Below are 12534 nucleotides of genomic sequence, written 5' to 3' on the forward strand. Positions count from 1 at the left end.
TCACCATGCTTGTGATGGGAATTCTCAATGTCACACCAGATTCATTTGCCGACGGTGGAGTAAATTTTGAGACACACATTGCAATAACCCGTGGCTTGGAAATGATTGATGAGGGTGTTGACATCATCGATATCGGTGGCGAATCAACTCGCCCAGGCGCCGAACGAATATCGGCTCTGGAAGAACAAGCGCGCGTGATTCCCGTGATTGAAGGCCTAGCTGGCAAGGGCGTAACATTAAGTGTTGACACTATGCGGGCAGAGACAGCGCGGTTAGCTGTGCGTGCAGGAGCCAGCATCGTTAATGATGTTAGCGGCGGAGCTGCGGATTCAGATATGTTTGCAACTGTTGCCGAATTAGGTTGCAAGTACACCCTGATGCATTGGCGGGGTCACTCAGCAGATATGAATTCGAAGGCTATTTACACGGATGTAGTGAGTGAAGTTATCGAGGAAGTAACGCTGCAACTAGATAAGGCACTAGCTGCCGGTATTAAGCGGGAGAACATAATTCTTGATCCAGGTATCGGATTTGCAAAGGATGCCGAACACAACTGGGAGATATTAAAGCGCATCGACGAATTCATTGCCCTGGGTTACCCAGTTCTTATGGGGCATTCTCGTAAGAGATTCCTGGGTGGTGACACTCCAGACTCACGGGAAGAAGCCACTGTTGCGGTTACGCAATCACTTGTGGGTAAAGGTATTTGGGGAGTTAGAGTTCATGGTGTGAAGGTGAATAAGGATGCAATCAACGCATGAGTGATGTTATTTCAATTAAGGCAATCCACGGATTTGGCTATCACGGAGTCTTTGACCATGAAGCAAGAAATGGACAAGACTTCTATGTCGATCTCGAGATAGCGTTAGATTTATCAAAGGCGAGCACAACAGATAATTTAGAAGACACCATTGATTACGGCGCTCTTGCCGATCTTGTGGTGGAAGAAATTACTGGCACTCGAGTGCAATTGATTGAAAGACTTGCTGGAAGAATTGCAGATCGAATTAAGGTATCTCATCAGAAGATTAAGCGCGTGACGGTGACGGTGCATAAGCCCAAAGCGCCTGTTTCGGCCGAGGTCGCAGATATCGCAGTAACTGTCTCGCGATGAAAGCAGTAGTTGCACTGGGAGCCAACATTGGTAATCCCCATGAGCAGATTGATTTAGCACTGACCATGTTGCGAGCTGCAACCGAAGTTATTGCAGTCTCTTCATTGCACACCACCAAACCCGTGGGAGGCCCGGAACAACCCGACTACATCAATGCAGTGTGTATTCTAGAAAGTGAATTACCTGCAGCAGATCTACTCTCACTTTTGCATGGCATTGAAAAAACTCTTGGTCGAGAGCGCCAGGAGCGATGGGGCCCTCGAACTATTGACCTAGATCTCATTCAATATGGCGGACTGCTCAGTAGCGCCGAAGAGTTGAAACTTCCGCACCCAAGGGCGCATGAAAGACGCTTTGTATTGCAACCCTGGAGTGAGATTGAGCCTGATGCAATTTTGCTTACCCACGGCAAAATTTCTCACCTTTTGGAGCAATTGCAATAACGCTTTAGACTTAGTGCGCTGCCTGCCCGGTACCTGAAAGGACTGGAGCCATGAAAGTAGTAACAGATGTTCGTCAGCTTCCTTCAGGCTGCGCATTTGTTCCCACAATGGGCGCGCTTCATGCCGGGCACGCTTCACTGATGTCGATTGCTAAAGAACACAGCGAGAACGTGGTGGTTAGTATTTTTGTGAACCCACTTCAATTTGAGAGCTCCGAAGATTTAGCAAAATATCCAAGAACCCCAGAAGCTGATATTGAATTAGCGGCAGCAAACGGTGTGACACATGTGTGGTTACCGCCTTATGCAGACATTTATCCGAAAGATCACCCTGTGCTTACCGCTGGCCCAATTTCATATCTGTATGAAGGTAAATCAAGACCAGGGCACTTTGATGGTGTATTGACTGTGGTCCGTAGATTTTTTGATTTGCTCAAGCCAAGTACTGCAATATTTGGCGAGAAAGATTTTCAGCAACTAAAACTCGTTGAGGAAATCGCCGGTGATGTGAAGATTATTCGGGCCCCAATTATTCGTGAAACTGATGGCTTGGCGATGTCATCGCGTAATATTCGATTGACGCCCGAAGGCAGAGCAGCAGCGACCGTGATCTCTCAAGCTCTATTTGCATCTGAGAATGAGAGCGAATTACGCGCAGCACTGGCAGCGCAGCCACTTTTTACACTCGATTATGCAGACCTCATCGACGAAGACAGCTTCCTACCAGTGAGAAGCGATACAACTCATGCTCGCGCAATTGTTGCCGGGTGGATAAATGGGCTCCGTTTGATTGACAATAGGCAGATGGTGCAGCGCTCATGAGGTTACTAGCCCCAGCACCTGGCTGGACTGCGCAAGCAGATGTCATTGTTGTTGGCTCTGGAATAGCTGGGCTTACTACCGCACTGCAATGTCGAACATTTGGTTTATCTGTTCTGCTTGTTACAAAAGCAAGTGTGGATGAAGGTTCGACCAAATGGGCACAAGGTGGAATCGCTGCCGCCCTTGGTGATGGTGATTCACCTGAGGCGCATGAGAAAGATACTTTGGTTGCAGGTGCTGGACTGTGTGATGTCAATGCTGTTCGAGTATTAGTTACTGAAGGACCAGAAGCGGTCCGCAAACTTATTGAACGCGGTGCTATTTTTGATAAAGAGGCAAGTGGCGAGATTTCACTTACTCGCGAAGGCGGACATCTACGCAATCGAATTATTCATGCAGGCGGTGATGCAACAGGTGCCGAGGTTTCACGAGCGCTCCTGGCTGCTGTCCAGAACGACCCAGAAATCGAAGTTGTTGAAAATGCACTTGTCTTAGATGCCCTTAAAAATGATATTGGCGATATTTGTGGCGTCACTCTGCACGTGATTGGAGTCGGTAGTCGCGACGGTGTTGGCCGCGCAATTGCTAAGGCTGTTGTCTTGGCAACCGGCGGACTCGGACAAGTCTTTGCTCAAACTACCAACCCTTCTGTTTCAACAGGAGATGGAGTAGCGCTGGCACTTCGTGCGGGCGCCAAAGTTGCTGATGTGGAATTTATTCAATTCCATCCCACTGTTTTATGGTTAGGAAATAACTCTGAAGGCCAACAGCCACTGATCAGCGAAGCCGTGCGAGGTGAAGGTGCCTATCTCCTTGATAATCAAGGGAATAGATTTATGAAAGAAATTCATCCACTTGCCGAGTTAGCTCCTCGTGATGTTGTGGCAATTTCAATTATGCGAGTAATGAATAAGAATCATGCACAGCATGTGTGGCTTGATGTGCGCCACCTGGAGGGATTTGAAAAGAGATTTCCAACTATTTATGCATCCTGTATTACACATGGAATTAATCCACTGACAGAGTTAATTCCGGTAGCGCCTGCCTCTCACTATGCATCCGGTGGTATCCGAGTAGATCTCAATGGCAGAACCAGCGTCAATGGTCTCTATGCGTGCGGTGAAACCGCATGTTCTGGCGTGCATGGAGCCAATCGTCTGGCATCTAATTCATTACTAGAGGGCCTTGTATTTAGTGCACGCATCGCTTCAGATATCGCATCGAACCTTCCTGAATTTAGTGAGCCAGTAGAAAATGTTTCACGAGCCATACTTCTTGACCCAGCAGTACGTCACGATATTCAGGTGAGTATGAGCCGGGGCGCGGGTGTATTGCGCTCCTCAGATTCATTGGTGCGCACCAGCTCTGATCTCACACGTATTGAAGATAAAACTAGCGTGCAGCCATGTGTGGAAGCATGGGAAACAACAAACCTTTTTCAATTAGCGCAAGCTATTCTTAAAGCAGCGCTGATTCGGCAAGAGACACGTGGTTCGCACTGGCGGGAAGATTTCCCAGAATCAAGTAATCAATGGCGAAAGCGTATTGTGCAACAACTTGATCAAACTGGATACTGGACAACTGGCTATCAGGAGGTAAGCAATCAATGATTGATCGCGAACTCATTAAACGTGCACTTGCTGAAGATCTAGATGGTGGGCAAGACATCACTTCGATTGCCACGGTCTCTGGAAGTGAACGAGTCGTTGCGGATTTCGTTTCTCGCAGCGAGGGCGTTATTGCTGGCATTGATATGGCGCGCGCTGTTCTGGAAGAAGTGGGCTTGAAAGATATTTCGGTATTTGTGGCCGATGGTGCGAAGATCGCCAAGGGAACAGTTCTCATGAGCGTGCGTGGTGATACTCGTGCAATCTTGCTGGCAGAACGCACTGCGCTTAATTTCCTAGGACATCTGGGAGGAATTGCCACACTCACTCGCACCTGGGTTGATGCAATTGCAGGAACCCCTTGCGCAATCAGAGATACGCGAAAGACAACGCCAGGGATGCGAGTCTTAGAAAAGTACGCTGTTCGCATGGGTGGCGGAAGCAATCATCGAATGAATTTAAGTGTGGCCGCGCTCATTAAAGATAATCACATTGCAGCAGCAGGTGGAGTCACGGCAGCTTTCAACCGGGTGCGGGAGAAGAATCCGAAGGCAGAGATCGAGGTTGAAGTCGATACCCTCGATCAATTAGCAGAAGTGATTGCACTGAAACCTGATTGCGTCCTACTCGATAATTTGAGTGCAGAACTCTGCGCGAAGGCGGTGGCACTGGTAGCGGGTGCATTTAAACTCGAAGCATCGGGTGGAATCACACTGACGAATGCACGAGTGTATGCCGAAACCGGCGTTAACTACTTAGCAATTGGTGCGCTGACACATAGCGCACCTGTATTAGATATCGGCCTAGATATGAGAGCGGAGTAAGCATGTTATTAACAATCGATGTAGGAAATACAAATACGGTGCTAGGAGTATTTGAGAAAGAAACTCTCATGAGATCTTGGCGGGTAAAGACTGATCCCCGCACAACTGCTGATGAATTATGGTTGCAATACAGCGCACTTGTTATCGGATATGAAGTTGCCGCACTTTCAATCTGTTCCTCTGTTCCGGCAACGCTTCGCGAATTGCGAACCATGATTGATACCTACTTCAGCCAGACCCCAGTGACAATCGTGGAACCAGGAACAAAGACTGGCGTGCAACTATTGGTAGATAACCCCAAGGAGATAGGTGCTGACCGAATAGTTAATACCCTAGCTGCTCATACTTTGTATGGCGGACCTGCAATTGTGGTCGACTTTGGAACTTCTACAAACCTCGATGTTGTTTCTCCAAAAGGTGAATTTTTAGGTGGCGCACTTGCGCCCGGTATTGAAATCTCGGTCGATGCGCTAGCTGCACGTGCCGCGCAACTACGAAAAGTCGAGCTAATCAAGCCAAAGAACGTTATCGGCAAGAACACTGTAGAAGCTTTGCAATCAGGAACGATTTATGGATTTGCGGGACAGGTTGATGGCCTTGTCGAACGCATCACTGATGAACTTGCGCAAAGTTATGAGAAAGCACCGATAGTGATTGCAACGGGTGGATTAGCCCCGCTCATCATTGGAGTTTCAGAAACCATTGATAAACATGAGCCAGACCTGACTCTGATTGGACTTCGCCTTATCCACGAGAAGAACTCTCACTAGTTCTACCGGTAAAAACGATAGACTCGGCTCCACTATGACCAGCGATAACTCACCCGCACAAGAGGATGATCTACCGGAGCAACTTCGGATTCGTCGCGAGAAGCGCGCCAGCCTGATTGAGCGTGGAATTGAGCCATATCCAGTGGCGGTTGCTCGCACAAAATCGCTTTCAGAAATTCGTAAAAAATACGTGGGTTTTGAAACCGATATCGCTACCGGAGATATTGAAAGCCTTACTGGGCGAATAATTTTTAAGCGTGACACTGGAAAACTTTGTTTTGCAACGCTGCGCGAAGGTGATGGAACAGAGCTGCAAGCGATGTTATCCCTGGATAAAGTCGGTGAGGCGCAACTAGATGCCTGGAAATCAGATATTGATTTAGGCGACATCGTTTCAGTTACCGGTGAAATCATTACCTCTAAGCGCGGTGAGTTATCCATACTTGCTAATTCCTGGACCCTGGCATCGAAATCGCTGCGACCACTTCCTAATGATCACAAGCCGATGTCGGAAGAGACTCGCGTTCGTATGCGCTATGTCGATCTTATTGTTCGCCCAGAAGCACGGAGCGCTGCTCGTATGCGCCCGAATGTCATGCGCTCACTTCGCGAAACTTTTAATTCGCAGAGTTTTATTGAGGTAGAAACACCAATGCTGCAAGTTATGCATGGTGGGGCAACAGCGCGCCCATTTAAGACATTCAGCAATGCTTATGACATGGATTTATATATGCGCATCGCCCCAGAACTCTTCTTAAAGCGTTGCGTAGTGGGTGGGATTGAGCGGGTCTTTGAAATCAATCGAAATTTCCGCAATGAAGGCGCTGATTCTTCTCACTCACCAGAGTTTGCAATGGTCGAGTCCTATATGGCATATGGAGATTGGCGCACGATCGCTGATCTCACTCGTTCGCTAGTTCAAAATGCAGCAGTTGCTGTGTCGGGTTCTCACGTTGTTACTCATCATGACGGACGTCAAGCAGACCTTGGTGGCACCTGGAAAGAGATTTCACTCTACGACGCAATTTCTGAAGGTGTGGGCGAGAAAGTAACGGCGTTGACTTCCATCGATGAACTGAAGAAATATGCAACAAAACTCGGCATGAAGATCGACCCAAAGTGGGTAACAGGAAAGCTCGCCGAAGAGATTTTTGAACATGTGGCAAAAGATAAGTTAGTCGAGCCAACCTTTGTGATGGGCTATCCGGTAGACACTTCACCTCTGGTACGTGCTCACCGTGAGCTTCCAGGCATGGTTGAAAAATGGGATCTCTATGTCGACGGATTTGAATTAGCAACCGGTTATTCCGAACTTATTGACCCAGTGATTCAACGTAATCGTTTAGTGGAGCAGGCTCAGCTTGGCGCTAAAGGTGATTTAGAAGCGATGCAAGTAGATGAAGATTTCTTACGTGCCATGGAGTTCGGTATGCCCCCAATGGGTGGAATGGGAATGGGCGTCGATCGTTTACTCATGGCGCTAACAGGACTTGGTATTCGCGAAACGATTTTGTTTCCACTAGTAAAACCGGAAGTTGATTAACTAATGACAGTCATTCGTTCGGCTAAGACCGCTGATGTAAAGGCAATTCGCGAACTTGTCGATACTTATGCCGCGCCTGGACAAATGCTGGCAAAAGAAACTGTCACTCTCTATGAAAGCGTTCAAGAATTTATCATCGCCGAAGAAGATGGTGTAATTATTGGTTGTGGAGCACTACACGTGCTCTGGGAAGATTTAGCAGAAGTGCGAACAGTTGCGGTGGCTAAGAATTGGCATAAAAAGGGTGTTGGACATCTGATTATGGAAGCAATCATTGAGCGAGCTCGCACCGTTGGAGTGCAGCGAATCTTCTGTCTCACATTTCAAACTGAGTTCTTTGGCCGGCATGGTTTTGAAGAGATTCATGGCACACCCGTTGACCACGACGTGTATCAGCAGCTGCTTCGCTCCTACGATGCTGGCGTCGCCGAATTCCTGGATCTCGAGTCAGTCAAGCCAAATACCCTGGGCAACACCCGCATGCTCCGCACTCTCTAGCACCCGGTACCGCTGGTTAAATGTGGGAATATTCACCCCATATCTAGGGTTCTATGAGGCAGGTAGCTTTCTACCTCGCGCCCTGCCCGGGTGGGGTTATAGGCTTATGGGTACCAATCTGAGAGTTAAAAATAAAGGAGTCCGCCAATGTTTGAGCGCTTTACCGATCGAGCTCGACGAGTAGTTGTCCTAGCTCAAGAAGAGGCACGCATGCTCAATCATAATTACATTGGCACAGAGCACATCCTCCTTGGCCTCATCCATGAAGGTGAAGGCGTCGCTGCTAAAGGTCTGGAATCACTCGGCATCTCTCTTGAAGGTGTTCGCGCACAGGTTGAAGAAATTATTGGCCAAGGTCAACAAGCACCAAGTGGTCATATTCCATTTACACCTCGCGCAAAGAAAGTTCTTGAACTCTCACTCCGGGAAGCACTTCAACTTGGCCACAACTACATTGGTACTGAACATATTTTGCTTGGGCTCATTCGTGAAGGTGAAGGCGTTGCCGCACAAGTTCTCGTAAAGCTTGGCGCAGATCTCAACCGAGTTCGCCAACAAGTAATCCAACTTCTTTCTGGCTATCAAGGTAAAGAAACTGTTGCGCAAGGTGGTCCGGCCGAAGGAACACCTTCAACTTCACTCATACTCGATCAATTCGGTCGTAACCTCACAGCAGCTGCACGTGAAGGCAAACTTGATCCTGTTATCGGCCGCGACCTAGAGATTGAACGTGTGATGCAGATTCTTTCTCGCCGCACAAAAAATAACCCAGTTCTTATTGGTGAACCTGGAGTCGGAAAGACTGCAGTTGTTGAAGGCTTAGCGCAAGCAATTGCGAAAAACGATGTGCCAGAAACTTTGAAAGATAAGCAGCTTTACTCACTAGATCTAGGCGCACTCGTTGCCGGTTCTCGCTACCGTGGTGATTTCGAAGAGCGCCTTAAGAAAGTTCTGAAAGAAATCAAGACACGTGGCGACATCATTATCTTTATCGATGAGATTCATACCCTGGTCGGAGCAGGAGCAGCCGAAGGTGCGATTGATGCGGCCAGTATTTTGAAGCCGATGCTTGCTCGTGGCGAGCTCCAGACAATAGGTGCCACCACACTTGATGAATACCGTAAGCACATCGAAAAAGATGCCGCGTTGGAACGACGCTTCCAACCTATCCAGGTGAAAGAGCCTTCAGTTGCTCACACCATTGAGATTCTTAAGGGTCTTCGTGATCGCTATGAAACACACCACCGCGTATCAATTACTGATGGCGCACTAGCAGCGGCTGCAAATATGGCAGATCGCTATGTTTCAGATCGCTTCCTGCCTGATAAAGCAATTGACCTAATTGATGAGGCAGGTTCACGTCTTCGCATTAAGCGCATGACAGCTCCAGCTGAACTTCGTGAATTTGATGACAAGATTGCCGAAGCTCGCAAGGCCAAGGAATCTGCAATCGATGCCCAAGATTTTGAAGGTGCAGCATCATTTCGCGATAACGAGAAGACACTTATTCAAGAGAAGCAGGAAGCAGAAAAGAATTGGAAGGCTACCGACCTCGATAAGGTCACTGAAGTTGATGAAGAGCTCATTGCGCAAGTCTTATCTGCATCGACTGGTATTCCAGTCTTTAAGTTAACTGAAGAAGAGACTGCTCGCCTGCTTCGCATGGAAGATGAACTCCATCGTCGTGTGATCGGTCAAGACCAAGCAATCAAGGCGCTTTCGCAAGCAATCCGCCGCACACGTGCAGGTCTTAAAGATCCAAAGCGTCCAGGTGGATCATTTATCTTCGCTGGCCCATCAGGTGTTGGTAAGACAGAACTTTCTCGCACCCTGGCATCATTCTTATTTGGTGATGAGGCTGCGCTGATTCAGCTTGATATGTCTGAATACTCAGAACGTCACACTGCATCACGCTTATTTGGTTCACCTCCGGGATATGTTGGCTATGACGAAGGTGGTCAGCTCACTGAAAAGGTGCGTCGTCGTCCGTTCTCGGTTGTGCTCTTTGATGAGATTGAAAAGGCTCACCCAGATATCTTCAACTCACTCTTACAGGTCCTAGAAGATGGTCGTTTGACCGATGCCCAAGGTCGCTCGGTTGACTTTAAAAACACAGTCATCATCATGACCACAAATCTTGGAACACGTGATATCTCGAAGTCACTCGGACTTGGCTTTGCCAACGCCGATGATGACCTCACAAATTACGATCGCATGAAGGGAAAGGTACAAGACGAACTCAAGAACCATTTCCGTCCAGAGTTCCTGAACCGCATCGATGATGTCATCGTCTTCCACCAGCTCACTAGGGATCAGATCATTCAGATTGTTGATCTCATGATTGCTAACCTCGATGAGCGCTTGAAAGCCAAAGATATGGGTATCGAACTCACCCAGGCTGCCAAAGACTTACTTGCAGCTCGAGGTTATGACCCACTACTAGGTGCGCGTCCACTTCGTCGAGTGATTCAACGAGAGATCGAAGATTCACTCTCTGAGCGCATTCTCTTTGGAGAGCTCAAGGCTGGCGAGATTATTGTGGTCGATGTTGAAGGCGCCGATGCTGATGCGAAGTTCACCTTTAAGGGTGCACCGAAGGTATTAATGCCAGATAGCCCAGAGGATTTAGCACAGGCACCTACTGCTTAATTGCACGCACTTAACTGCGGGCTCATTAGTAACTTCTTTTTCATGCATCAATCACCAGTGATTTTTACGCGTGCCAGGGCTTGATCAAGACGAGAAACTTCGACAATCTCCATTCCATCTATCTTCACATCAGAGCCAGCTGGAACCAAGGCGCGTTTGAAACCTAGCCGATATGCCTCAGCTAATCTGCGCGAGACACCGCTTACTTTGCGAATCTCACCTGCCAACCCAACTTCGCCAATGGCAACGAGATCTGCGGGTAGCGCCAAGCCCTTAGCAGCCGATGCAACGGCAAGTGCGAGAGCTAAATCGGCAGCAGGTTCGGACATCTTCATGCCACCGACAGTTGCCGCATAAACATCGCGCCCACCCACTCGAACGTGGGCGCGCAACTCGAGCACGGCAAGTGTCATAGAGGTACGAGCAGCATCGAGACCACTTGTTACCCGGCGGGCATTTCCAAAGTCATTCTCACGCCCAGCGCTAACTAGCGCTTGAATCTCGGCAAGAAGTGGGCGACGACCTTCCAGGGTAACGGTGACACATGTTCCAGGAACTGGTTCAGTGTGCCGAGAAGTAAAGAGCCCGGTGGGGTCGAGCACACTTTCAATTCCAGTATCACTTAAATCAAAGCAACCAACTTCATCACTGGCGCCAAAACGATTCTTAATAGCGCGAATTAGGCGAAGTCGTGAGTGACGTTCGCCTTCGAATTGAAGAACTACATCGACGATATGTTCGAGCAAGCGCGGACCGGCGATAGAACCATCTTTTGTCACGTGACCAACTAAGAGCAGCGTGATATCGCGATCCTTGCAGATGCGAATGAGCGCCCCTGCTACTTCTCGAACTTGTGTTACGCCGCCAGGTGAACCATCGGCGGTAGCTGAACCGATAGTTTGCACTGAGTCGATAATAAGTAACTCGGGCTTGACCGCATCGATATGTGCAATGACTGCGCCTAAATCTGTTTCCGAGGCAAGAAATAATTGTGGGTTAATCGCATTAATGCGCTCTGCCCGCAAGCGAACTTGGGAAGCAGATTCTTCACCGGAAATATAGAGTGCGGTAATTCCTTTGGCAGCACTTTGTGCGGCAACCGAGAGTAGGAGAGTTGATTTACCAACGCCGGGTTCGCCGGCAAGTAATATGGCCGCACCCGGTACAAGTCCGCCACCGAGTACTCGATCTAACTCTGATACTCCGGTTGGTCTTGCGTGCGCAGCCGATAGGTCGACATCGCCAATTGCCATTGCTTTATTGGTAACAGAACCTGCAACGAGTGAGAGCTTCTTTGGCGCAGCAAGTTCTTCAACTGTGCCCCATGCCTGGCATTCTCCGCAGCGACCAACCCACTTCTGTGAACTCCAGCCGCATTCAAAACAGCGAAATGGGTCCTTCTCAACTTTGGCCATAGTCCTAGATTAGACCAGAGAACTGACTACTTACCGGCTGCGATTGTGGCTGGGTGTTGAATAACGAAGAGCGGTAGCGAGCGAGCCTGAGCATCTTTGATGCCGGCAATTCGTTTATCGCAATGCTGGGCAAGAACTGCATAGGCATCTTTACCCATGAGATGTTGCAATTCTGCCTTATTGGAAATGTAGACAGGTTCGCTACCTACGTGAGCATCGGTATTACTTGTGCAGTACCAATCAAAATCATCTCCACCATCGCCCCAAGCAAGACGCTCGTATTCACCGATGACGGTGATTTGGTATTCACGTTCGCCAACTTCGCGAGTTTCAAAACTGCGACGCAGTGGTAGTTGCCAACAGACGTCGGGTTTTGTATCTACAAAGTGAATTTCTCGCTGCTGTGCCAGGTGATGCAATACGCAACCAAATGATCCAGTAAATCCTGGTGCTTCATGACCCTTGCGGTTGAGAAATATGCATGCGTTGTCTACGGTGCGAGTCTTACGTTCTTTATCTTCATCTAAATCGGTAATACGAAGCTTGCCGCCAGCTTTCTTTGGGCGAGCCTCTTCATAGAATTGCCACATTTCAGGAGTCAGATATTGCGCTGCCTTACGTACGCGCTCTTCATCATCCTCATCTGAATACATCGCACCTTCGGTGCAGCATCCATCATTCGGGCGATCCTTAAATACACCTTGGCAGCCATCGCCATAGATACAGGTCCAGAATGAGGTCAACCATGTGAGGTCGCACTTGAAAATTTCTTCTTCATCATTTGGATCTGCAAATTCGACCCAATCACGTGCAAAACCTGGCTTTATCTCTGACATAGTCGCAGAGCCTA

General features: G+C 48.5%; 12 protein-coding genes. 10 read left to right on the top strand and 2 right to left on the bottom strand.

Going from position 1 to position 12534, the window contains the following annotated elements; all coding sequences use genetic code 11:
• The first annotated feature begins 5 nt into the window (after positions 1-5).
• The 10 genes from folP (at position 6) to AC9UEP_RS01220 (ending at position 10269) form a co-directional block, all read left to right on the top strand.
• Positions 6-761 carry a dihydropteroate synthase gene (gene folP / locus AC9UEP_RS01175; RefSeq protein WP_509543257.1) on the top strand — a complete coding sequence of 252 codons (756 nt, stop codon included), beginning with the start codon at positions 6-8 and terminating at the stop codon, positions 759-761.
• Positions 758-1114, top strand: coding sequence for a dihydroneopterin aldolase (gene folB / locus AC9UEP_RS01180; RefSeq protein ID WP_509543259.1), 357 nt, complete (start codon positions 758-760; stop codon positions 1112-1114). The genes folP and folB overlap by 4 nt, the downstream gene beginning before the upstream one ends.
• Positions 1111-1557, top strand: coding sequence for a 2-amino-4-hydroxy-6-hydroxymethyldihydropteridine diphosphokinase (gene folK, locus AC9UEP_RS01185; protein ID WP_509543261.1), 447 nt, complete (start codon positions 1111-1113; stop codon positions 1555-1557). Before folB ends, folK begins: the two co-directional genes overlap by 4 nt.
• Positions 1558-1607: 50 nt before the next feature.
• A complete protein-coding gene (locus AC9UEP_RS01190) occupies positions 1608-2378 on the top strand; it encodes a 4-phosphopantoate--beta-alanine ligase (RefSeq protein WP_509543263.1) in 771 nt (256 codons plus the stop codon).
• Positions 2375-3988, top strand: coding sequence for an L-aspartate oxidase (locus tag AC9UEP_RS01195; RefSeq protein WP_509543268.1), 1614 nt, complete (start codon positions 2375-2377; stop codon positions 3986-3988). The genes AC9UEP_RS01190 and AC9UEP_RS01195 overlap by 4 nt, the downstream gene beginning before the upstream one ends.
• Positions 3985-4809: a carboxylating nicotinate-nucleotide diphosphorylase gene (gene nadC, locus AC9UEP_RS01200; protein WP_509543271.1), complete on the top strand. Its 825-nt coding sequence runs from the start codon at positions 3985-3987 to the stop codon at positions 4807-4809. The genes AC9UEP_RS01195 and nadC overlap by 4 nt, the downstream gene beginning before the upstream one ends.
• A gap of 2 nt (positions 4810-4811) precedes the next feature.
• Positions 4812-5579 carry a type III pantothenate kinase gene (locus AC9UEP_RS01205; protein ID WP_509543272.1) on the top strand — a complete coding sequence of 256 codons (768 nt, stop codon included), beginning with the start codon at positions 4812-4814 and terminating at the stop codon, positions 5577-5579.
• A 34-nt stretch (positions 5580-5613) separates the two neighbouring features.
• Positions 5614-7122, top strand: coding sequence for a lysine--tRNA ligase (gene lysS / locus AC9UEP_RS01210; protein ID WP_509543274.1), 1509 nt, complete (start codon positions 5614-5616; stop codon positions 7120-7122).
• Between the two features lie 3 nt (positions 7123-7125).
• On the top strand, positions 7126-7620 hold the full coding sequence (locus AC9UEP_RS01215; protein WP_509543276.1) for an amino-acid N-acetyltransferase: 495 nt from the start codon (positions 7126-7128) through the stop codon (positions 7618-7620).
• Positions 7621-7767: 147 nt separating this feature from the next.
• Positions 7768-10269: an ATP-dependent Clp protease ATP-binding subunit gene (locus tag AC9UEP_RS01220; RefSeq protein ID WP_509543277.1), complete on the top strand. Its 2502-nt coding sequence runs from the start codon at positions 7768-7770 to the stop codon at positions 10267-10269.
• 47 nt (positions 10270-10316) lie between these two features.
• Here AC9UEP_RS01220 and radA read toward each other — a convergent pair whose 3' ends face one another.
• Both radA and AC9UEP_RS01230 read right to left on the bottom strand, forming a co-directional pair.
• Entirely contained in the window at positions 10317-11684 is a 1368-nt protein-coding gene (radA, locus tag AC9UEP_RS01225) for a DNA repair protein RadA (protein WP_509543279.1), read from the bottom strand.
• A 26-nt stretch (positions 11685-11710) separates the two neighbouring features.
• On the bottom strand, positions 11711-12520 hold the full coding sequence (locus tag AC9UEP_RS01230; protein WP_509543281.1) for a DUF3109 family protein: 810 nt from the start codon (positions 12518-12520) through the stop codon (positions 11711-11713).
• Positions 12521-12534 lie beyond the last annotated feature (14 nt).

It is taken from the genome of Candidatus Planktophila sp., from assembly GCF_040402315.1.
Taxonomy (GTDB): domain Bacteria; phylum Actinomycetota; class Actinomycetes; order Nanopelagicales; family Nanopelagicaceae; genus Planktophila.

Excerpts from the sequence above, each read along its gene's own strand:
- AC9UEP_RS01230 (WP_509543281.1), bottom strand. The coding sequence starts at position 12,520 with ATGTCAGAGATAAAGCCAGGTTTTGCACGTGATTGGGTCGAATTTGCA.
- lysS (WP_509543274.1), top strand. The coding sequence starts at position 5,614 with ATGACCAGCGATAACTCACCCGCACAAGAGGATGATCTACCGGAGCAA.
- folB (WP_509543259.1), top strand. The coding sequence starts at position 758 with ATGAGTGATGTTATTTCAATTAAGGCAATCCACGGATTTGGCTATCAC.
- AC9UEP_RS01220 (WP_509543277.1), top strand. The coding sequence starts at position 7,768 with ATGTTTGAGCGCTTTACCGATCGAGCTCGACGAGTAGTTGTCCTAGCT.
- nadC (WP_509543271.1), top strand. The coding sequence starts at position 3,985 with ATGATTGATCGCGAACTCATTAAACGTGCACTTGCTGAAGATCTAGAT.
- radA (WP_509543279.1), bottom strand. The coding sequence starts at position 11,684 with ATGGCCAAAGTTGAGAAGGACCCATTTCGCTGTTTTGAATGCGGCTGG.
- AC9UEP_RS01195 (WP_509543268.1), top strand. The coding sequence starts at position 2,375 with ATGAGGTTACTAGCCCCAGCACCTGGCTGGACTGCGCAAGCAGATGTC.
- AC9UEP_RS01190 (WP_509543263.1), top strand. The coding sequence starts at position 1,608 with ATGAAAGTAGTAACAGATGTTCGTCAGCTTCCTTCAGGCTGCGCATTT.
- folK (WP_509543261.1), top strand. The coding sequence starts at position 1,111 with ATGAAAGCAGTAGTTGCACTGGGAGCCAACATTGGTAATCCCCATGAG.
- AC9UEP_RS01205 (WP_509543272.1), top strand. The coding sequence starts at position 4,812 with ATGTTATTAACAATCGATGTAGGAAATACAAATACGGTGCTAGGAGTA.
- AC9UEP_RS01215 (WP_509543276.1), top strand. The coding sequence starts at position 7,126 with ATGACAGTCATTCGTTCGGCTAAGACCGCTGATGTAAAGGCAATTCGC.
- folP (WP_509543257.1), top strand. The coding sequence starts at position 6 with ATGCTTGTGATGGGAATTCTCAATGTCACACCAGATTCATTTGCCGAC.